This is a genomic window from Snodgrassella alvi, from assembly GCF_002777745.1.
In the GTDB taxonomy this organism is placed as follows: Bacteria; Pseudomonadota; Gammaproteobacteria; order Burkholderiales; family Neisseriaceae; genus Snodgrassella; species Snodgrassella alvi_D.
Map to the genome: position 1 here is coordinate 1 of NZ_MEIO01000052.1, position 23,141 is coordinate 23,141.

Annotated in this window: 17 protein-coding genes; 6 read left to right on the plus strand and 11 right to left on the minus strand. The window is 39.8% G+C overall.

The window, feature by feature from the left end; translation table 11 throughout:
* On the minus strand, nucleotides 1-3,664 hold a 3,664-nt coding region (locus BHC51_RS07140), incomplete at its 3' end, for a YobI family P-loop NTPase (RefSeq protein ID WP_143558806.1).
* 301 nt (nucleotides 3,665-3,965) lie between these two features.
* The gene (locus tag BHC51_RS07145; protein WP_100153659.1) at nucleotides 3,966-5,675 is read right to left on the minus strand and encodes a hypothetical protein; all 1,710 of its coding nucleotides are present in this window, start codon (nucleotides 5,673-5,675) and stop codon (nucleotides 3,966-3,968) included.
* Between the two features lie 695 nt (nucleotides 5,676-6,370).
* Between BHC51_RS07145 and galE the strand changes: the two genes are divergently transcribed.
* From galE to BHC51_RS07160, 3 genes are all read left to right on the plus strand, one after another.
* Nucleotides 6,371-7,399 carry a UDP-glucose 4-epimerase GalE gene (gene galE / locus BHC51_RS07150; protein ID WP_100153660.1) on the plus strand — a complete coding sequence of 343 codons (1,029 nt, stop codon included), beginning with the start codon at nucleotides 6,371-6,373 and terminating at the stop codon, nucleotides 7,397-7,399.
* A gap of 393 nt (nucleotides 7,400-7,792) precedes the next feature.
* Nucleotides 7,793-9,244, plus strand: coding sequence for a metalloprotease TldD (tldD, locus tag BHC51_RS07155; RefSeq protein ID WP_100124266.1), 1,452 nt, complete (start codon nucleotides 7,793-7,795; stop codon nucleotides 9,242-9,244).
* An 834-nt stretch (nucleotides 9,245-10,078) separates the two neighbouring features.
* Nucleotides 10,079-10,642, plus strand: a complete 564-nt coding sequence (locus tag BHC51_RS07160) for a hypothetical protein (RefSeq protein ID WP_100099228.1) — start codon at nucleotides 10,079-10,081, stop codon at nucleotides 10,640-10,642.
* A 513-nt stretch (nucleotides 10,643-11,155) separates the two neighbouring features.
* Here BHC51_RS07160 and BHC51_RS13080 read toward each other — a convergent pair.
* From BHC51_RS13080 to BHC51_RS07170, 3 genes are all read right to left on the minus strand, one after another.
* Nucleotides 11,156-11,281, minus strand: coding sequence for a hypothetical protein (locus tag BHC51_RS13080; RefSeq protein WP_257381463.1), 126 nt, complete (start codon nucleotides 11,279-11,281; stop codon nucleotides 11,156-11,158).
* A 183-nt stretch (nucleotides 11,282-11,464) separates the two neighbouring features.
* Entirely contained in the window at nucleotides 11,465-11,605 is a 141-nt protein-coding gene (locus tag BHC51_RS12770) for a hypothetical protein (protein ID WP_180296457.1), read from the minus strand.
* Nucleotides 11,606-11,624: 19 nt separating this feature from the next.
* A complete protein-coding gene (locus tag BHC51_RS07170) occupies nucleotides 11,625-12,164 on the minus strand; it encodes a gamma carbonic anhydrase family protein (protein ID WP_100153662.1) in 540 nt (179 codons plus the stop codon).
* A 129-nt stretch (nucleotides 12,165-12,293) separates the two neighbouring features.
* On the opposite strand from BHC51_RS07170, the gene BHC51_RS07175 reads away from it, so the two are divergent.
* From BHC51_RS07175 to BHC51_RS07185, 3 genes are all read left to right on the plus strand, one after another.
* Nucleotides 12,294-14,393: a M3 family metallopeptidase gene (locus BHC51_RS07175; protein ID WP_100153686.1), complete on the plus strand. Its 2,100-nt coding sequence runs from the start codon at nucleotides 12,294-12,296 to the stop codon at nucleotides 14,391-14,393.
* Nucleotides 14,394-14,688: 295 nt separating this feature from the next.
* A complete protein-coding gene (locus tag BHC51_RS07180) occupies nucleotides 14,689-16,392 on the plus strand; it encodes an AAA family ATPase (protein WP_180296458.1) in 1,704 nt (567 codons plus the stop codon).
* 5 nt (nucleotides 16,393-16,397) lie between these two features.
* Complete coding sequence (locus BHC51_RS07185) at nucleotides 16,398-17,501, plus strand: 5-methylcytosine restriction system specificity protein McrC (protein WP_100153664.1); 1,104 nt, start codon at nucleotides 16,398-16,400, stop codon at nucleotides 17,499-17,501.
* A 92-nt stretch (nucleotides 17,502-17,593) separates the two neighbouring features.
* Here the strand turns inward: BHC51_RS07185 and BHC51_RS07190 are convergent, their stop codons facing one another.
* The 6 genes from BHC51_RS07190 to BHC51_RS07215 form a co-directional block, all read right to left on the minus strand.
* Entirely contained in the window at nucleotides 17,594-18,652 is a 1,059-nt protein-coding gene (locus tag BHC51_RS07190) for a hypothetical protein (RefSeq protein ID WP_100153665.1), read from the minus strand.
* A gap of 313 nt (nucleotides 18,653-18,965) precedes the next feature.
* Nucleotides 18,966-20,258 carry a signal recognition particle-docking protein FtsY gene (gene ftsY / locus BHC51_RS07195; protein ID WP_100153666.1) on the minus strand — a complete coding sequence of 431 codons (1,293 nt, stop codon included), beginning with the start codon at nucleotides 20,256-20,258 and terminating at the stop codon, nucleotides 18,966-18,968.
* A 180-nt stretch (nucleotides 20,259-20,438) separates the two neighbouring features.
* Nucleotides 20,439-21,053, minus strand: coding sequence for a Type 1 glutamine amidotransferase-like domain-containing protein (locus BHC51_RS07200; protein ID WP_100153667.1), 615 nt, complete (start codon nucleotides 21,051-21,053; stop codon nucleotides 20,439-20,441).
* Between the two features lie 38 nt (nucleotides 21,054-21,091).
* Nucleotides 21,092-21,640 carry a 5' nucleotidase, NT5C type gene (locus BHC51_RS07205; RefSeq protein WP_100153668.1) on the minus strand — a complete coding sequence of 183 codons (549 nt, stop codon included), beginning with the start codon at nucleotides 21,638-21,640 and terminating at the stop codon, nucleotides 21,092-21,094.
* 41 nt (nucleotides 21,641-21,681) lie between these two features.
* The gene (gene ruvA / locus BHC51_RS07210) at nucleotides 21,682-22,260 is read right to left on the minus strand and encodes a Holliday junction branch migration protein RuvA (RefSeq protein WP_100153669.1); all 579 of its coding nucleotides are present in this window, start codon (nucleotides 22,258-22,260) and stop codon (nucleotides 21,682-21,684) included.
* A gap of 83 nt (nucleotides 22,261-22,343) precedes the next feature.
* A complete protein-coding gene (locus tag BHC51_RS07215; protein WP_180296459.1) occupies nucleotides 22,344-23,057 on the minus strand; it encodes a septal ring lytic transglycosylase RlpA family protein in 714 nt (237 codons plus the stop codon).
* Nucleotides 23,058-23,141: the final 84 nt, after the last annotated feature.

Consider the following 23,141-nt stretch of genomic DNA (forward strand, 5'->3'; position numbering starts at 1 on the left):
GATATTTACTGATTAAATCCGCTAAATCATCAGTTGCAAAATTATGCTCCAGCACATAGGCCATTACTGCTGGTAAAAAAGAATGCTCAACAACAGATACCGGTTTGTCCGTACATTTCAGTAATCTGATTGCATCTTCATCATCAAGCCCTAGATTAACTAGCTGCAATGTTTCATCATAATCAAACAATTCAGTATCTTCAGTAATTAAATCCGCATAGTCGGCAATGTTTTTCTGTAGATAATCCAATACTGCTTCTTTATCACAATACACCCTTATAAATTCCAAAGCCTGAGTATTTTGCTCGATTGAAACTGATTCAATATGTTCATTCACCTGCTGTTTAATAAGCGCCTGAATATCGGCATCGTATTGTTGATATTTACTGATTAAATCCGCTAAATCATCAGTTGCAAAATTATGCTCCAGCACATAGGCCATTACTGCTGGTAAAAAAGAATGCTCAACAACAGATACCGGTTTGTCCGTACATTTCAGTAATCTGATTGCATCTTCATCATCAAGCCCTAGATTAACTAGCTGCAATGTTTCATCATAATCAAATAATTCAGTATCTTCAGCTACTAAATCCAGATAGTTAGTAAAATTGTTCTGGATAAAATATAAAGCATCCTCTTCATCATAATGACTTCTAATAAATTGCAAGGTATTTATACTCTTTGATTTATCATCTTCTAGTTTCAAACCAATTATTTTTTTATCAATCAGAATTTTAAATTTATTTCTACTTATATTATCAATATTGAAATTCACTTGCCAAAACTTTAAAGTTGATAATATTTCTCCATATTTATTATCACTGATATTTTGATTAATAATTACTTTAGCAAAAAAATTACCTCTTACATCTACGTTTTCATCATTACAGATTGGTTTAAAATCTAAAGCTTTTTCATTACTATTTATAAATTCAATTAAAGGTTCATCCACTTCTTGCGTATGTTGAAAATAACACAGAATATTTTCTTCGTTATAGTCAAGTTTGCCCGGATACAATAACTTTTGCCACAACTCTGTATTTTTAACCTTATCTAATCTGGTAATGGTTGTATACAGATAATCTATATATTCCAGCTTATGTTCTTCACTTATATCTTTGTGATTTAATAGTTGTAATACATCTGTTTCATCATCTTTTATCTGCTGTTCACAATTAGCCAGCATGATATGTATGTAGGCATCTATATTTAGTGCCACATACTTGGCTAAAGGCGAATCAGGCTTTTTCATAATACTAGTGTAATTCTGATAAATAATATTTTCCTTACTTACAGAAGTATATTGCGTAGCCAACATCAACTGGATATTAGTAAAATTCAGCTCATATAAATCATTCTGATATACCACATTAAATAAGTCTTTATTAGCCGTTTTATATTCAATTTCTTTAAATTTAATTTCCAGAAATATGAATTGTTTAATCAACTGTGCTACATCAGGTTTATCAATAATTAAATAATCATGGATATTAGCAATATAATTACTTAAAATATGGTTATCTGTATTTATTGTTGCAATAATATCCTGTGATGAAAAATATAAGGTTTTTATCGAAAAATCTTTAATTATATTATTTGAAACTGTTGTGCTATTTAACATAAGCATAAAAACCTGTGGGCAATGCTTATTTAACAACTGTACAAATCGTTCTAAATTTTTCTCATTGGATGACGGCCAGAATGCATTAATAAATTTCAGATTAGCTTCATGCACCAATTGATTCAAAATAGTTGTTACTTCGTAAGTATATACTGTAAAAGAACCTAACAGATAATTAACCAGATCAATATTCAATACCTCTGGTTGTTCAAACATGCTCTGCTGATGCAGAAGTTTTCCAGTAATTAACTCAGGATTATTTAGTTTATATTCATACTCCTTGGCTACTTCATCTGTCACACTACGAAGAAAAGTTTTATCTGCTATAGTCAAACTGTTAGGATAGAAATAAGTCATATAATCTGCATAAGTTTCATCAATATAGCCATTACGAATCAAATATTTTAATAGAGAGAGGTATGGACTAGTTTCTATATCTAAAATTTCTTTATTTTTATTATAATGCTCTAAGCATTCAGAAAAAAATTTATCAATATTTTCCTTATTAAGGATACACTTAAGTTTTTTATTTTGTAAAAATAATATTTCTCTACGGATATTACTTATTTCTTCTTGAAGCGATTCTATTTTTTCTCCATGGTTATTTTCTTCAACTTTTTTCAATTCTATTAGTGCATTTAATTTTTCTAATAATTTTTCCTTTTCAGTATTAATATAAAATATTTTTCTATTAAAGGCAGTAAAGACAAACCCTTGGCTAAGCTGTAAACAGGCAAAATCTAATGGAAACAGATTTTTATAAGTAATCAAGGCAAACATTTTATTAGCATTAAGTTCTGTATTATTTAATTTGGAAAAATACAGATGGAATTCATTACAGATATTTTTTAGCAGCCTCATATCATCAATATATAAAGATATTCCTTCCAAGAAACCTTTGTCTATTTCATGATTATCTACATACCCCTCTAGCAATTTTATCAGTTGATCATAGGAATTCGAGCCATCTACAACAGGAATAACGGGAATAATAAAATCAAAAAATTTTGTTCTGTCTTTGGTGGAAAAGATATCATCACGCAGCAAATAAAAAAATCTCAATGTATGCTTTTTCTGATACTGTTTAAGCTGATTATTCGCTAGAGTATTGATTTCCCGTAACCGTTCAAAGATATGCCGGTTCTCAAACCGGTCGATATCTTCAAATACAATTACATCTACATTAGCATTGGCAAAAATATACACTACTTCATTTAAATACCTGTCAAAAAAAGAATCACTGCATTCCGTGACAATTTCTATTTCATTGCCCTGTAATTTTAGTTTTTTGAATATATTTTTATGTTTCTGCATTTTAATTACATAGTTGAGAAAAATTGCAAATAAAGCAACATTCCATACACCACAAGACAGAATGAAGCCATTAGTTGTTGACGTTAGTAACAAATCTTTTAAGCAACTATCATCCAAAGATAAAACAAACGCTTTCCATGCCGCCGGGAAAATAATATCCAGCATCAGAAGAATAAAAATAATACTACTTATAGTGATGCCCAATAAATCTCTTTTACTGATTATTCTTTTAACAGCAAAATTGCTTTGCGGTATTTGTTCCGCTGGAATTTGATGAATCAGCTGATTAAGAATCTTAGCTTCCAGAACAGCTAACTCATTAGTCTTATGTGCTGAATTTTCTTTGTCGTTTGGGTATGCAGATAATTGATTATTTTCTGAACGAAAATGAGCCAGTGATATATGTAAAAACTTTTGTTTTTTACTCTGGCTTTCGTCTTGATGGTTATTTACTTGAATGCGTTTAATCTTCTCTTTATACGATTCAATCAGGCTGCTTTTACCCGAACCATATGCACCTGATATTGCTACATTTCTGACATCTTCGTGTTCAAATACATAATCGAATGCTTCTTGATAAGCATCTAATTCTACATCGGTATAAGGTGTTAATTTCTGATACTGATATTTTTTCTCTTTTTGTATATCAGCAGAATCTTTTTGCTTATTTGGATCTATTTTGTTCCGAATCCAATCCCACCTCCTTTTTAAAGACGATTTGATATTCATATTAGTCATGTTTAGAATTATTCAGTCAGTAATATACAAATTTGCATTTTAATGTATATTTTTACTAAATATCAACATTCTAAACATTTATACTTTGCTGTTACAAATTGCCGCAAACGATATCAAATTCCATCATATTAAGTCATACCACTTATTATAGGTAACTTCTTAAACATGAATACCTGCCACTAAAGCACCCAAGCCCATCAGTTGAAACAGATACTCAAATTATATTTACTAAATTCAGGTAACCATCAGTTGATGACTACCTGAATTGAACAACCACATAGACCAGCAGATATTATTTAACAGATAGTTTTTGCTGCAACTGTGCGACACAATCTCTTGCGGCCTGTTTAAGTTCACTGGCTTCTGGCTTGTAAAACTCTTTGTCAGCATACTGTTCGAATTGTTCCAGATTGCCAATGAGAAATTCATTCATAAAAATTTTAAATTCTTCATGCAGACAGGCAGCAAAAATCGTTTTCTTTGTGGAAGTACAGTTTTTTCGATAGGCAATGTTTTTTATCTTGTTAAGGCTCAGGCGTAGCCATCTGACATCCAGATTTTCAGGCAGATATCTGATGGCAGTATTTTTCAGATTTATGCCATGACTAAGTTTCAAATTATTCGGCAATTTACTGATTTTAGTATTATTCAGTATTATGCATTTTCCTACTTTCAAACCTGCTGGCAAAGATTTAATTTTGGTTTTGCTGATATCCAGTGTATCGCCTACATATAAATTGTCTGGCAGTTTGTTTATTTTGCTTTCGCTTATTGTTAAATCAGTTTCTATGCGCAGCTTATCAGGTAAATTTCTGATTTTGGTACCAGTTAAAATCAGTTTATTTATTTCTTGCAGATTTTCCGGTAGCCTGTCTATTGCGGTAAAACTGATATCCAGCCCACTTTTAACATTGAAATTTTTGGGTAATTTTTTAACTTTGGTACCTTGCAGGTTGAGGGTACCGCCAACGCTAAGGTTTTTAGGCAGCTTTTTAATATCTGTGTATTCAAGATATAGTGCTCCGCCTACACTTAAATTTTTTGGCAATTTTTCAATCCCAGACTCTGCCAGAATTAAATCACCATTTATGCTTAGATTGTCTGGCAATTTTTTGATATCGGAAAATTCCAGATTTAAATCATTTCTTATTCTTATATTATCTGGCAGCTTCTTTAAGCGGTAAAAGGTTAAATTCAGTTTATTAAATGTGCCATTATAATTTTTCAATAGTTGATAGATTTTTGTGTCTGCCAAGGACAGCCAGCCGTTTACTGTAAGATTTTCCGGTAATTTTTTTATTTTTGTGCCATCCAGAGTCAAATTTCTATTGATAGTTAGATTAGGCGGCAATTTTTCAATATCAGTATTGCTTAAATACAGACTTCTCCCTACAACCAGATCATCAGGAAGTTTGCTTATTCTAGTATTGTGCAGATTCAGGTTGCCGGCCACATTAAGATTTGCCGGAAGTTGATTAATTTGTGTATTGCTTAAATCCAGATCACCATTTACCTGCAAATTATCAGGTAAAATATTGATCTGGCTATCTTTCAGACATATACTACCTTTTATATTAAATTTGTCTGGCAATTTGGTAATGGCGGTTTCTGAAGCGTCAAGATTACCGACTACAGTTAAATTTTCTGGCAATTTCTCAATTTTAGTGCAATGTATACTCAAATCACCATTAACTGTTAAATCTTCTGGCAATATTGTGATAGCGGTATAATTCAAATACAGATAACCGCCAACCTTTAAATCTGCCGGTAGTTCTTTTATTTGTGTACGTCCTAAGCACAATTTCCCTTGAACAGTCAAATTATCTGGCAGCTTTTTTATTTTAGTAGAAGATAAGGTTAGACCACCATAAACTGTTAAATTAGCAGGTAAATCTTTAAGATTGGTTTGAAAAAAATCCAGGTTTTGATATACGCTGATAGCGTCATTTACAACTGTATATCTAATGCCTTTTTCATCCAGTATTTTTATAAATTTTTCCATTTGTCTAAATCTGTGTAGTTATAAACAGTAATAAAATATGATATAGGACTTATTCAGATTATTTATGCATATGCAATATGCATAAATTCAATGATATTTATGCAAAAATAATTTGATAAGCATGTTAAATAGATATAATCTGTAATCAGATAGCACACAATTTTGTGTATTTTTCTTCAAAAAAATAATTTTTATTTATTTGAAAAAGAAATAAACATGCACAGTTTGCCCCGTATCGGGCTGCTTTTGAGGTTGTTGAAAGAAAGAAAATAAATACAGCTACGATATAAGAATAATACATTGCTGACAATTGATTAACTGCTAGCTCTAGCAGTAGTTAGGTAGGGTAAATGTACACCAGTTAATAAAGGGTGTAAATAGTCTTCTGCTGATAAATAGTCATTATTTGCAATAAGTGTTGGTTAAAAACTTCTTGAATAATCATCATACACAGATGTCAATGCTTATTCAGGCAGATTATGCTGTTGTATGTCGATGCTGGCCAGCATCCTTTGCCGCTATAAATTAATCACTCTTTATTAATCTAATCTCGGTTTAATACAATCAGGCTATAATTACAGGATGCTGCTCGCACATGTGTTTTTAATCGATGTAGCCAGACTAAACAGGTGGCGCACTGCTGCCTGATTTCTGGTTATTACTTTGTTTTGTTCAAAAATCATTACGGATAGTTTATGGCCATTCTGGTAACAGGCGGTGCCGGCTTTATCGGCTCGCATACTACTATACAATTACTCAATGCCGGCCACGATGTGGTGATTATTGATAATCTGTGCAATGCTTCACCTGCGGTATTGCAGCGTTTAACTCGGATTACTGGTAAAGAAGTAGCGTTTTATCAGGGAGATATTCGTGATCGCGGTTTGCTGCAAGATATTTTTGCCCGGCACTGTATTGAGCATGTATTGCATTTTGCCGGCTTGAAAGCAGTAGGTGAAAGTGTGCGCGAGCCGTTGAAATATTATGACAATAATGTTGGTGGTAGTCTGATTCTGGTAGAAGAGATGGCGAAAGCCGGAATATTTAATCTGGTGTTCAGCTCTTCTGCCACGGTGTATGGTACGCCGGCTACTGTGCCGATTGATGAAAGTGCTGCTACCGGCGGCACCACCAATCCATATGGCACGTCCAAATATATGGTGGAGCGGATGTTAATGGATATACAGGCGGCAGATGCGCGCTGGAGTATGACATTATTGCGCTATTTCAATCCGGTAGGTGCGCATGAATCCGGCCTGATTGGTGAAGACCCGAACGGTATTCCGAATAATCTGCTGCCGTATATCTGTCAGGTAGCGGTAGGCAAGCTGGCACAATTATCGGTATTTGGTGATGATTATCCTACTGCCGATGGTACGGGTGTGCGTGATTATATTCATGTAATGGATCTGGCCGACGGGCATTTAAGTGCTATGCGCGCTACGGGCAATCGGCCGGGTGTACATATTTACAATCTGGGTACGGGTCAGGGCTATTCGGTATTGGAAATTGTGCGCGCTTTTGAAGCAGCCAGCGGCCAGAAAATTCCCTATCAGATTGTTCCGCGCCGTGCCGGCGACATAGCTAGCTGTTATGCTAATCCTGAGCGCGCTGCACAGGAATTGGGCTGGCAGGCGCAGCGTGATCTGGCCTGTATGATGGCCGATGCCTGGCGCTGGCAAGAGCTCAATCCACAAGGTTATGGCGGTGATGATTTGGCCTGATTGCTGAAACTCTGTTTTTTAAACACCAAACCCACTGAAATATCAGTGGGTTTGGTGTTTTCGGTTTTGAGTTTTGATGCAAAATTTAACGCTAATCGCTAGGCCGCTCCTGAATATAGTTTAAATATGCTTGAGGTCGTTACCGGTTAACTATCGCTAACTAACTGGTAACACATATTATAGTATAATGATAATTATTATCAATATCATTTATTTAATTTTTACATAATGCAGTCTTTTGCTGAAAATAATACAACACTGCTTCTGTTTCTGATATGACTGGTGGTTATCACACAGAAGCAGCTTGTTTTCGGTATAATTGCCCACAAGTGCATTCTGATCAGACTATTTCTCTGTTTGTGCTTTTTGTCACAACCCAACCTTTTATTGCTCATGCCTATTTCTACCCAAACCGCTCAACTTGTTCACCAACAGCTTCTGGCCGATAACGAGCTGGCTGTAGCTGATTTTACTCATGCACTGTCGCTGATGGGTGCACACCATATTGATTATGCTGACATTTACTGCCAGCGCAGTACCTATGAAAGCTGGCATCTGGAAGAAGGCATGGTGAAATCAGGCAGCTTCCAGATTGAGCAGGGGGTAGGGGTGCGTGCTGTAAGTGGTGAAAAGACGGCGTTTGCTTATGCTGATAATCTGAATGTACAGGCATTAACCGATGCTGCACAGGCTGTACGGGCAATTGGGCGAGCCGGCCAGCAGCGCGCTGTTGGTCTCACTACTTTACCACTGGCCAAACCGCTGTATGGGATGGCTAATCCGATGCTGAGTCTGGATGCGGCAGCGAAAGTGGCTTTATTGCAGCGGGTGGAAACACTGGCAAAAGCAGCAGATCCGCGCATTGTGCAGGTAATGGCCGGGCTGGTATGCGAACACGAGCTGATTTATCTGGCTCGGCTGGATGGACGGATACATACTGATATTCGTCCGCTGGTGCGCTTGTCGGTTACAGTTATAGCCAGACAGGGTGAGCGGCGCGAACAGGGCAGCAGTGGCGGTGGCGGTCGCTTTGACTTGGGCTATTTTGATGAAACCATGCTCAAATCGTATGTGGATACGGCCGTGGCTCAGGCGCTAACTAATCTGGAGGCGCGTCCGGCACCAGCAGGCTCGATGACAGTGGTATTGGGTAACGGCTGGCCGGGTGTTTTATTACATGAAGCCGTTGGTCATGGTTTGGAAGGTGATTTTAACCGCAAGGGCACCAGTGCATTTGCCGGCCGTCTGGGTGAACGCGTTGCCGCCAAAGGGGTTACCGTGGTGGATCAGGGCAATATTGCCGAACGCCGTGGCTCTCTGAACATTGATGATGAAGGTAATGCTACCAGACGTACTGTGCTGATTGAAGACGGTATTTTATGTGGTTATCTGCAAGACGAAACCAATGCCCGTTTGATGGGTGTACCGGTTACGGGTAATGGCCGGCGTGAAAACTATGCTTCAGCACCCATGCCCCGTATGACCAATACTTATATGGAAAATGGCCAGCTTAATCCGGAAGAAATTATTGCTTCTGTTGACAAAGGTTTATATGCAGTGAATTTTGGTGGTGGACAGGTAGACATTACCAGCGGCAAGTTTGTATTCAGTGCTTCGGAGGCATGGTGGGTTGAAAATGGTAAGCTCCAGTATCCGGTTAAAGGAGCCACCATCATCGGCAGCGGCCCTGAGGTATTAAAACACGTCAGTATGATTGGCAATAACACCAGTCTGGACAGCGGTGTAGGCGTATGTGGCAAAGACGGCCAGAGCGTTCCGGTAGGTGTGGGGCAACCCACTTTACGTATTGATGCCGGTCTCACTGTTGGCGGTAGCCAGACCTGATCAGCACAAAACCAGTGAACAAAAACGGGCAGGAATTTCTGTGCCCGTTTTTGTTTTTAATCGGACCAGTGTGTACCTTAATCATGGTTTACGCTTACATTCCCTGAAGAGTAGCATATTTGGTTTTTTATTGTGGTTATTAAAGTGAAATTTGCATTTTTTCTGGTATAGATAATATTTATCCTGCGCTAAACACGGCCAGCCGCCGCCTGCCAATGATCAAATGAAGCAATCTGCTGAGTTTTTCTTCCGGCTTAGCAAGCGATCATTTTTATTATGCAGGTGGGTTCGTTTACTTTTTCCACCATCAGTCAAGATATCATCCGGATATCAGCAGTATGCTGGTTAAGCGCACTGATATTCGGTTCACGACAGAGAATTTTCTGTAACCTTCGGCGGGTAGCGCTCGGGGATTATTCCTACACATACTTTATCGTTCTGACACAATAAATCATAAACAGAATTTTTATCTGTAATGCTGCGATGATGGTTATTCAACGGCTAAAGGATAACCAATGTTTGTGGTTATGCCAAAATCAATCAGCAAATCTAATGCCAATGACGACACTATTCAGCTTACCAGCTTAGATAGGCTTACTGACACTAATTTAATGTATGTTTCTTATCTGCTCAATTCCTGATGCAGGTGAATCTTTTATATTTAAATGTATGATATAACGAAATTTAGTTTCTGTTATGTGGGTATAGTAGTAATATTTGTTAAATATTTTTATAACACTGCTTTAATCTGTTTTTTCCAACCTAAGTTATTCTGTGAGTCGCTATATGTTTGTTACCTCAAAAATCAAATCTAATCTAAATCTGATAAAGTTTATGATAATCGGTATTTTATTAAGCTTAAACTTTAATCTTGCCATGGCACAGGATGTAACAGGCGATGCAGCACCGCAGGCGCGGATACGCATATTCGGGCAAAACGGTAAGCCTACCAATATGAAATACCGTTTTCAGGGACATGTGGTCAAAGAATCAACCGGCGGCAATATGGGTGGTGCGTTTGCTTCTATGTTGGGCATAGCCCGTAACAGCACCATCGGCATACCAGCCACGACCACTCTGGAAACTATGAAGCAACACAATCACAATCTGTCTAAGCTGTATTACCGTGAATTCACTATCCCGGCCAATATACCCATTACTATATCCAATGCTATCATTGGTCTGACCAACGTTAATAATACTCATCATGATGGAAAGATAATTAATTATCAGCCATCATGTCAAAGTAACAAGCTTACATTTGTAGCTAAACCCGGCAAAGATTATGAAGCAGTTGCCGCGTCCACATCAGCCCAGTGTGGTGTTATTCTGCTGGAAGTAAATGCAGATGGTTCAACTACACCTCTGGTTAATGTAGAAGAATCTGCTGATCATTAAAGCGTCCACTTTATATTGCCTGATTCACTCTTATATTCACTGTCACAAATATAACGCTGCTATAGCAAAATCATTTAATCCGGCTTACTGGTCAGATTGCTGTTGGCTGAAAAAATTAAGCATGCATGTAAAGTCTGCAACTATTTGGGCAAAAGATGCATGCGGCAATGCGTTTTTATCCCGATAAAGTCCTGCTGGTCAGGCATTTTCGGTGTAGCACAAGGAACACAAGGCATCTATTTTCTGTTTTTTCTTATACGGAAAAGAAAGTGTTTCCTGACACTTCTGAATAAAACTTCAAATCTGCCGGCATTTGCCATCAGCAAAAACCAGCCTAAACGCCTGTACCTGTTTTATATTTTTCTATAGCTTTTTAACCGGCTATTTACAGTGATGACTACAGCATCTTGCGGTTTGCCTGTCTGTAAAATCAACCATACAAAACAAAAAAGTGATTGGCTTTGCCAGATAAAATTTTCTGGCAAATACAACCACTTTTTATTAATACAATAATTAATTAGATTCTACTGCGGCATTTACATCGCTATAAGGAGCTTCTTTCGTAGCAGAATGTGTAGTTGCACAAGCAGACAGCAACATGGCAGCCAATAAAGCACTAATTCCCAATAATTTTTTCATCATAGTGTCCTTTGTGATTGGTTTGAAAAACTGTTTAGGTAATCCGATTTCACTTTACCACTATAACAATTAGTGCATACAAATTTTGCACTTTCTTAATTGCAGAATATAACCTTATTACGACACTAATCAATTTATGTACAACAATAATTTATACCAGCCAGGTTAGCTTGGCCAGTAAACTTAATGACCAGTATGCGACGATTCCACCCCGCCTTTGATCTGGCCATATGCCTCAGTCTGGCTACCACCTGTGCCATTACTGGCACAAGCAGCTAATACGAGTACACTGCATAACAGGCTTAGAGATAAAAGTTTCTTCATTCCATTATCCTTTCATTTATCAAGAGTTAATCTGATAATTTCGCATAAGCTTAACATAATGCGCCGCAGAATATGGTAAAAACTCGCGTTCTTTTTCCGTTAACGGGCGAATTTGTTGCACTGGCGAACCCATATACAGATAGCCACTGGCCAATCGTTTGCGCGGCGGAACCAGACTGCCGGCACCGATCATCACCTCATCTTCAATAATGGCATCATCCAGCACTATTGAATTGATACCCACCAGAACACGATTACCAATGGTACAACCATGCAAATTAACATGATGGCCAATAGTTACATCTTCACCGATAAGCAATGGTGAACCTTCCGGCTTCGCAGCGGTTTTATGGCTCACGTGCAGCATACAGTGATCCTGAACATTGCTTCTGGCACCGATTTGCATACTGTTTACATCTGCACGAATCACCGCAAACGGCCACACAGATACCTGTTCATGCAAAATCACATCCCCGATAAGCACTGCCATATCATCTATATAACAAGTATCAGCAATTTGTGGTTGCGTATTCAAATAAGAACGAATATTGTTTTTCATGGTTTTGACCTTATCCTATTGCATTATACAGCATCATTTATAGCAGAAGATAAACAGCAGCTCCTGCTCCTTCCACCCGATTTACCTGAAAAACCGCAAATTTACAGGTATTTTTCTGATGAGAATACTATGTCTGAAAATGTTTTGTTGAATCTGGACAGCGAACCACGCTTTGATGCCATCAGCGCTAATGATATTGAACCGGCCATGACTGAAGCCATGAATCAGGCTAATACAGCTATTACTGCATTGAAAGCAGAGTCTGGCATAAACTGGAATAACACGGTAGAAGCTTTAACCAATATTACTGAACGTGTTGGCCGTATCTGGGGAGTAGTTGCCCATTTAAACAGTGTGGCCGATACCCCTGAATTACGTGCAGCTTATAATGCTTTGATGCCGAAAGTGAGCGAGTTTTTCACTGCCATCAGTCAGGATATCGATTTATATGAGCGCTTCAAGAGTATTAAGGCCAGTGCAGAATATGCACAGCTGAGCACAGCACAGCAAACCAAGCTGAATCATGATTTACGCGATTTCGTCCTGAGTGGCGCAGAACTGCCGGCACAGGAACAAGCTGAATTTGCTGCATTGCAGGCAGAGGGAGCTCAACTTTCCGCCGCATTCAGCCAGAATGTCCTTGATGCCACCGACGCGTTTGCATTGTATTTTGCCAATGGTGAAGCACTGGCCGGTAAAGAGAATGCATCCGGCCACAGCAGTACCGCTGCCGATTTTGCCCACGACAGCGAAATCAGCGGGCTGACAGAAGAAGCTCTGGCTATGTTTGCCGCAGCAGCTCAAGCCGAGGGTAAAACCGGCTATAAAATCGGCCTGCAAATGCCGCATTATCTGGCGGTAATGCAATATGCGCACAACCGTGAACTGCGCCGGCAGCTTTATCATGCCTACTCAACCCGAGCCAGCGAACTGGGTGAAGCAAAATGGGACAATACCGCCAATATCAATCGTATTCTGCAAATCGCCGCACGTGAAGCACAATTGCTCGGTTTCCAGAATTATGCTGAACTGTCTCTGGCCACCAAGATGGCCGATACGCCGGAACAAGTACTGACATTCCTGCAAGACTTGGCCAGCCGCGCCAAACCATTTGCTGAAAAAGATCTGGCAGAAGTGAAAGCATTCGCCCATGAACAGCTCGGACTGGATGATTTACAACCATGGGATGTTACCTATGCCAGTGAAAAACTGCGTCAGGCCAAGTATGCATTCAGCCAGACTGAGGTAAAAAAATACTTCCCGGCTGATCGTGTTCTGGCTGGCCTGTTTGCTCAGATTGATAAATTGTACGGTGTGCATTTTATTGAAAAACAAGTACCGGTATGGCACCCAGATGTACGCTATTATGAGCTGGAGCAGGGCGGTGCCATTATTGGCGGCGTATACATGGATCTGTATGCACGTGCCGGTAAACGCGGTGGCGCATGGATGAATGACTACCGCGGCCGCCGCCGTTTCACCAGCGGAGATCATACCGGCCAGCTCCAGACACCGATTGCCTATCTGGTATGCAACTTTACCCCGCCTGTAGCCGGTAATACCGCACGCCTGAGCCACGATGAAATCCTGACCCTGTTCCATGAAACCGGCCACGGTCTGCACCATCTGCTTACGCAGGTAGATGAGCTGGGTGTATCCGGCATTAATGGCGTGGAATGGGATGCAGTGGAAATGCCCAGCCAGTTTATGGAAAACTTTGTCTGGGAATACGATGTGCTGGCAGGTATGAGCAGCCATCAGGATACCGGTGCCATGCTGCCTAAAGAGCTTTACGACAAAATGCTGGCGGCCAAAAATTTCCAGACCGGTCTGTTTATGCTGCGCCAGATGGAGTTTGCTCAGTTTGACATGGAAATCTACAGCCATCCGGGCTGCGACTGGCAGCAAACCTTGCAGGAAGTACGCCGCAGAGTAGCAGTGATGCCACAGCCAGATTTTAACCGCTTTGCCCATTCATTCAGCCATATCTTTGCCGGTGGTTATTCTGCTGGTTACTACAGCTACAGCTGGGCGGAAGTCCTTTCCGCCGATATCTATGCTGCGTTTGAGGAAGAAGCAGATGCAGCTACCACAGGCAGGCGCTTCTGGCGTGAAGTCCTCGCGGCAGGCGGTTCCCGCCCGGCCATGGAGTCATTCAAAGCTTTCCGCGGCCGCGAGCCACAAATAGATGCACTGTTGCGTCATTGTGGTTTTAATGAAGCAGCCTGAATTTAGGCTCAATACAGACAACGCGGTGTATTACACCGCGTTTTTATTTGACCAGAGTTTGGGCAGATATTGTGTTAGCCATTCAGAATCAGACAGAAATTTTGCCAGCATTTAGAATAACTACCATTAAATCTATGCCGATATATTAAAATTTATTTTAAAAACAGTCTGTTTTTTTAAAACCAGCTTATTAACCCTTAACATGATCATGCTAAAAACTTAGCCATATTAATAAAAAATAATTAACATGCTATGATTTGGCTACTGCTTCTGACAATTGGCATAGATGAAGAAAATGGTTAATACAAATAAAAACTATTGGTTTTTAGGAGCTTGTTTTAATGATAATGATGACCAGAGTGAAAATTTTATCAACAAAGGCGAGTGGCTATACAACGGCAATAATAGCAAGGATATGGAGCTGATTCGTTTAATTAGTACTGGTGATCAGGTTGCAATCAAGGCTACTTACGTACAAACGGATGATTTGCCTTTCGATACGCAAGGCTACCCTGTTCCGGTAATGAAAATTAAAGCCATCGGTACTGTTATCGACAATCCTGGCGATGGTAAATCCCTGAAAATCGAGTGGCAAAAATGTACACCTGAAAAAAAATGGTATTTTTATACCAGCTTAAAAACTATCTGGCAGGTAAATACTTCCAACTGGAAATCTGAGCAATTAGTTAATTTTACCTTTCATAATCAGCCTCAGGATATCAACAAATTTTGCAACGCACCCTATTGGCGGGAACGTTTTGGTGATATCAATCTTGCTAAACAACAATTAAATGACATTGTAAATCAGGTGCAGGAAAATAATGGCTGGAAACAAACAGTACTGGGTTTCATTAAGACGCTTTGTCAGCAAAATGATAGCGATATTTTTACCCGACAACAATTTCTAATTCAGTATCAGCAGCGGCTGCAAACTCTATACCCAAATAATAATACTATAGGCTATACCCTGAGCCGAACTCTTCAAGAATTACGCGATCAAAATATTTTACTTTTTATGGGAAAAGGGCAATATAAACTATTGAACTATAATCCTGATATTACAGATGAAAAAGATACTGATATTCTGAAGAGTATTGACCAGCCTGTAGTCAGAGAACCTTATACCCTGAATGACTTAATAGCAGAAGGCTGCTTTATCGACCCGGATCAGCTAGCAATCATTCAGGCAAGATTAACTGAAAAGAAAAACCTGATTTTACAAGGGCCACCCGGCACAGGAAAAACCTGGCTGGCCAAACGTTTGGCTAATCTGATAGTCGGTTATCGCGATTTTGATAATATTAAAGCGATCCAATTTCACCCGAATATGTCATACGAGGATTTTATCCGTGGCTATCGCCCATCCAGCAATGGCAAGCTTGAATTAATTGATGGGCCTTTTATCGAAATAGCCAATCAGGCAAGAAACGATGCCCATACAAATTATGTCATGGTAATTGAAGAAATTAATCGTGGTAATCCGGCACAGATTTTCGGAGAAATGCTAACCCTGCTGGAAGCTAATAAGCGTACTGCCCATGAAGCACTCGAATTAACCTATAAGCGCGAACATGAAAAGGGCTTTTTTATTCCAGATAATCTGTACGTAATCGGTACCATGAATATTGCCGATCGCTCATTGGCGATGGTTGATTTTGCCTTACGGCGCCGCTTTGCATTTTTCAGTCTGCACCCAAATTTTGGTGACAGGTGGTTGGAATATATGACTGAAAAAACCACTATCGCACCACAAAAGTTACTGAATTGGCAGCAACGTATGCACCAACTGAACCAGCTAATCAGTGAAGATCCGATGCTTGGGACTGCATTTACGATCGGACACAGCTACCTGACCAGTAATAAGGCTATAACTGATGCCGATAACTGGTTCAGAAATATCATTTATACTGAAATTCAGCCCTTACTAGCAGAATACTGGTTTGATGAACCAAATAAAATTGAAGATGCCATAGAATTATTACTGTCTGATGCCAGCTAACTGTTATGAATCTGTCTAATCAATCAACAGTAAAAACCACCGTAGCCACTGTACCTATTAGAAACATTTGGCTGCTTTTACTCTATGCTTCTGATCTGTATCAGACACTTGGCGAACAGCAACGGGTACAACTGGAAAATAATCCGGAGGATCTGATCAAGCTGGTGGCCAAACTGTATTGTCAGGCCGTAGATAAAAGGCTGATGCGCTCATTATCCTGTGGCTATCAGCAACATACTCAGGTACTTAATCGTGTCAGGGGAAAAATAGATATGCTTGTCACAGCACGACAGCAATTACTGGAAAAAGGCCGAATTCAATGCCATTTTGATAATTTAACTATTGATACACCTAAAAACCGTTATATCCATGCGGCTGCACATGCCTTGCTGCTACAGTTACAGGATAAAATGCTAATTCGGCAATGCCAGAAAATCATCACCCGTTTTACGGCGCTGAAAATAGGTCAGTCAACCCACTATGACTATTTAACCGACTATTTCGATCAATCAGGCAAGCAGGATAAAACTCTGCTCACCCTGTGCCGGCTGATTTTTAATCTGGCCATTCCCACTGAGCTGGCAGGTATACATCAGGTCGAACAGGTAAAGAAAACCGATCACTGGTTACGGCGTTTATTTGAAAAAGCAGTAGCTGGATTTTGCCGGGCAAACCTGAATAGCAACGATTGGAAAATAAGCACAGGCAAACGGTTATACTGGCAGCAGCAACAGGCTAGCTCTGGCATAAAAAATTTTCTGCCTAATATGCAAACAGATCTGATTATTGAGCATCGCAGCTGCAATCATCGGCTGATTATTGATACCAAATGCACAAATATCCTAAAACCATCTCGGTTCAGCGAAAAAACATTTAGCAGTAATCATATTTATCAACTGTATGCTTATCTCAAAAGCCAAGAGAATACCACTGATTCAGCTTCTCTAAATGTTTCGGGAATGTTACTGTACCCTACTATAGACAGTGAAGTTAGAGAACAAGTATTCATTCAGGGTCATCACTTAAGCTTTAATACCATTGATTTAAGCCTAGACACAGCTCTTATCAGAAACAATCTATTAACCTTATTGAGTAAATGTGCCTGTTAATATATCGATTCGGATTTTTTGTTTTTTATTTAAAATATGGCAGCACGTAATAATTGATAAATTTTAGTTTACATTGATGTATTTAATAGTGACTAGAATAATGATTTTAATTTTTCCCACCAGCTCATAGATTCCAATTTTTGTAATTTAATTTGTAATTCTTTATTTATTCTTTCAGATTCTACTAACTTAATTTCTAAGGACTGACAGTTTTCATTTGCAATATTAAGCATTTCATTCATCTCTTTGTATTTATGAAGTAATTCCTGATTTAATCTGCTAGATTCTTCTAATTTATTTTCTGAACACAGAAAATTCTGCTTCTGAAAATTTAAATCTTCTTCTATCTTTTTGTATTTATCACTTATATCGTTCTTTTCTTGCTTGCATAGCTGAATTTGTTTTATATATGATTTAAGCTCTTCTTCTTTTAAATCCAATTGTTTTTGGTAATATAGATCTGAACTAGGATCTGAAACGATACGGCCATAAACCAGTTCAGTAAATGTTTTTGTTAAAAATTGATTGTAATTTTCTACATCCGTACTATCAAATATTTGTTTTTTAACTTCTTTTAAAAAACGAATTTTTTCTGATATATAAACTTCTATTATTGGTATATTATGGTTAAAGAAATCTTTTATTTTCTGAGGTTCGCATTTATGATTTACAACAACTTCAATTGCCACTTTACCATTCCATTTACTGGCTAGCTCACATTCAGAATCAAAATATCCTATCAGATCAGGGAAATAAAAATGCCCATTTTCAAACTGGAGCCGCGGCCCCTCTTGAAAATGTGAAAAATTTAAATGGTAACATTCTTGTCCTATTACAAATTTTATTTTTTTTAATTCCGATAAAACTGAAATAGCTACAGAATGAGAAATTGATTCATTATCTCCATTTTGGTTATTGCCACCTTTCATATTTTCAGTATATTTAAAAAAACCATTTTTAACTGGAGTCATTCTAGAGCGATTTGATTCATTTGTCTGAGTACTATAAAAAGTTAATTCATTATATTTTTCAGGAAAATTTTGTTTTATTTTCAAAACCTCCCATATATAAAATTTTCTCAGGCTTGAGTGTTGGCCTCGAATAAAATCGTTTTGTTTATTTTTAGCATATGCCCATATTTTTTTTACCATAAGCATACTCCTATATTACATACACAAAAATTTAGCAAACAAATTCCGTAGAAAATTATGCTGCATATTTAAGTACTTTATATTCAATCAGTATCATATTATTTAATGCCTCATGAGCTCCTTAACCGGAATGTTTGCTTTAGCCTCTCTGAATATAGATACGCTTTGGTGTTTAGTCTTCTTTCATACTTAAAACTTCTGTAAATTAATTAAAAAATTCCTAGTTTACTTATTGAAATAATCAGACGATATTCATTTATCAGTTAAAACAATATTTAAATTTTCTCTTATCATATCTTTCTGTGCTTAAATATTACTCATCCTCAATCAACGCATCCACAAACGCGCGTGCATCAAACGGGCGTAAATCATCGATGCCTTCACCTACGCCGATAAAACGTACCGGAATAGGGCGTTTGGCGGCTAAAGCGGCGAGAATGCCGCCTTTGGCGGTGCCGTCAAGCTTGGAAACGATCAGGCCGGTTAAGCCTAGGGCATCGTCAAAGGCTACTACCTGATTAATGGCATTCTGGCCGACATTGGCATCCAGTACCAGCATCACTTCATGCGGTGCTTCGGGCAGGGATTTTTGCACCACGCGTTTTACTTTTTTGATTTCTTCCATCAGATGCAACTGGGTTGGCAAACGGCCGGCGGTATCAGCCAGTACTACATCAATGCCACGCGCTTTCGCTGCTTCCAGTGCATCAAAACACACAGCGGCTGAGTCACCGGAAGCCTGTGCGATTACGGTAACGTTATTGCGCTCACCCCATTGCTGCAATTGTTCGCGTGCAGCGGCACGGAAAGTGTCGCCCGCGGCCAGTAATACGCTTTTACCTTGGCTCTGAAAGTACTTTGCCAGTTTACCGATACTGGTGGTTTTGCCTGCACCATTGACACCAGCCATCATGATGACAAACGGCTTTTTATCGGCGGGTAAAATCAGAGGCTGCTGTAGGGGCAGCAGTAATTCATACAGTGCCTCTTTCAGGGCACTGCGCAGTTCGTTACCGTTTTTCAGCCCTTTCAGGGTAACACGCTGGCGTACCTGTGCCAGCAGTTTTTCGGTGGCTTCGATGCCCATATCACTGGTGAGCAATACGGTTTCCAGCTCTTCATACAGGTCTTCATCGATTTTGCCACCGCCAAACACAGAAGCCAGCGATTTGGCCATGTGGTTACGCGATTTGCTCAGCCCCTGTTTTAAACGTGCCGCCCAGCCCAGCTTAGCTGGTTTTTCTGCTTCGCTACTGGTTTCTGCCGGCTCTACTGGGACAACAATGGTACTTTCGCTTGCCTCTGGCGTCTGGGCTGGTGCTGTTTCTGTGGTGACGGCAATGGCTGCCGGTTCATCCACCACCGTCGGTACTATGATGTCTTCTGTTATCTCCGCAGCTGGTTGGGCTGGAGCCTCCTCAGCCGGTACTGGTTCTGCTGAGATATGCTGAGCTGTTTCCGATTCTGTTTTTACCATTGTTTCAGCCGGCGCTGATTCAGTAGCCGCATCCTGTGGCTGTTCTACTCTCTCTGGCTGGCTGGGTGTAGACGCTGGTTGTTCTACTGCTGGCTCAGTATTTTTTTTTCTTCTGAAAAATCCAAACATGGGGTATTCCTGATGCTGTGGTAGACCAAAGTTTAATAAAACCTGTCTTTGGCAATGAATTAATGGTGCTATTGTAGCCTACAGGCGCTTATTTGATAATGTGCTACAGTAATATTACTTCTGGTTCAGGCGGTTTTACTTATCCGCGTAATTATCTTATCTGTTTCCATTCACAGATATTCACACCACTGTATAATCATGCTTATTTACAACAATGGCCTGATGATTATTAAAAGGTATTAATTGTAAATGATCGCTATACTTTGCATAGATCTGCTGCACTGATTCAACAAAAGGTTCTTCTATATAATGCGGCAATGGATAGAAGTCGATGATGTTTAAAGCAGTATAGTTCTCCAGCTCAGGAGCCAAACTGCTGTCATCCATACTACTACAATATTCTATATCTGCGGCCAGAATGATTGTGCCAGCTGATTCCCCGATATAAATACAGCCTTCAGCAACTCTCTGTACAAGCAGCTTATCCAGATTTTTTCTTTTCAGCTCCTGTAATAAATAAAATGTATTACCGCCGGCTATGCAGATTATTTCCGCGGCAGCAAAGGCTTGGTGGCACTGCTGGATATCGGTACTGGCTATATCCAGTAATTCAAGCTGAAATCCAAGTTGTTGCAGTGCTGCTTTGCCTTCATCTATATATCCGGTATAGCTTTCAACATTGCCAGCAGTAGGAATAAACAGGATATTTTTACTGTTTATTTGATTTTTCTGAATAAAATCCCCAAGCTGCCGGATTGTTCCGGCAATATAGGAGGTTAAAAATATTGTTTTCACTGCTAGTCTCCAATCTTTCTATTTATTCTGTATGGTCATTATTGCAGTAATTCAGACCAGGTTTCCGGTTGCGACCAGTTTACTCGCTTCAGCTTGGTCTGGTCTCGATTGTAAGGCTGATCATAAATCCAGTGCTGCCATTGCGGGATCAGGCTACCGCTTATCTGTGGTTTATCATCAATCAGAATATCGCCGCGTACCCAAGTTTTGTCTTTGGTTAAAATAATGCGCTGTAGCCATTCCTCTCCCAGATGCCGGCCTATCCAGTCGAATTTTTCGGACACACAATAATGATAAGCCTGTATGGGTGAAGTACAGATACGTACATCATGGCCAGCTTCCAGTAAGCGTTTGGCCGCAGCAATACCATCTAACATGGGTGGTAAAGAGGCAAAAAAGCCTTTGCTGCTGTAAAGCTCATCTAATTGATGATGAAATTGGAGCGCCATATCATCACGCAGGTAAAAATGCCGGCGCTCAGCCAGTGGCAGTGGTTGCTGATAAGTCTGCTGCCATAATTGCCGCACTCCCTGCTCAAAGTCGGCCAAAACACCATCCTGATCAAGCAAAATCAATTTTGATGCCATACAATTTCCTGTGGTGCCTTGTGTAATTATAAAACAAATATTTATAGCATATTTTTTAAGGCCAGCCGTACACCTTCACTGATTTCGGTGCCTGCCGGTATATCTTTACAGGCAGTACGGGCTTCTTTGTCGGTATAACCCAAAGCAAGCAGTGTATTAATAATATCTTCGTTATTACCGGCCGCTTCTGAGGCAAACAGGCCGGCAGCATCGCCACCACCAGCAAGCTTGCCACGCAATTCCAATACCATGCGTTCGGCTGTTTTTTTACCGATACCGGGAGCGGCTGTCAGGCGTTTAATATCTTCATTGGCAATAGCCGTAGCCAATTCATCACTGGAGAGTGCGGATAAAATGCCCAAAGCACTTTTAGCTCCAATACCGCTTACTTTTACCAGTGCGCGGAATGTCTCCCGTTCTTCGCGGGTGCCAAAACCAAATAGTAAATGGGCGTCTTCACGTACCACAAGCTGTGTATACAATGCAGTTTCTTCGCCCACTGCCGGCAAGGTGTAAAAGGTTTGCATGGAAACCTGCGCCTCGTAGCCTACGCCATGAACATCAAGTACGACTACAGGCGGATTTTTTTCCAATAATATGCCACGTAAACGACTAATCATTTTGTTCCTTCTTTTCTCAAGTACCGAATATACAAAAGCCCGTGCATGATACCACGGGCTTTGCTCTGGTCTTGTAGCAGGCTTTATAGTGAGGTTAGCATTGATTTTTTCGCTTCATCGGCGCGTTGCTGCTGCTTGAAAGGACCCATACGGACAATATAGCTGTCTTTAACTTTCACTAGCTTGGCCTGCTGTTCGCTTCCGGCTGCCTGTAAATGCTGTGAGGTAGCTTTCAGATACTGTTGAGCTTTTTCTTTGTTGCTAAACTGTTGCAGGTCTACATAAATACTGCCACCTGTGCCAGCCGGTTGCATACGTTCACCGGGCAGAATCTGTTCTACCCGTACCTGAGCAGTACCGGCACGGACAAAACCCAGTTGTTTCGCTGCGGCATAGGATAAGTCCATTACGCGGTTAGCATGAAACGGGCCGCGATCATTGACACGTACTACTACTGTCTTACCATTAGAAAGATTGGTTACCCGAGCATAACTGGGAATAGGCAGAGTTGGATGAGCGGCAGTCAGCATCTGACTGTCAAAACGCTCACCGGAAGATGTGCGCCGTCCATGAAAGTTCTGACCATAATAGGAGGCGCGACCCACCTGACTGAAGCTGGCCACTTTTTGCAGCGGATAATAACGTTTGCCCGCTACCTGATAGCTAAGATTAGCTGTTTTATGCAGATGTTCTGCAGGTACTACTTTAAGATTAGATACTGATTTTTTAGCATGATAAACCGGCGCTGACAAATTACTGGCTTGTTTGGCATAGGCCATATTTAAACCAAGCATCATTGCAACGCTAACAAATAATACTTTAATCCTGATCAAACCGTATTTCCGTTTCTTTGAGTAATAGACGCAAAAACCAGACGTACA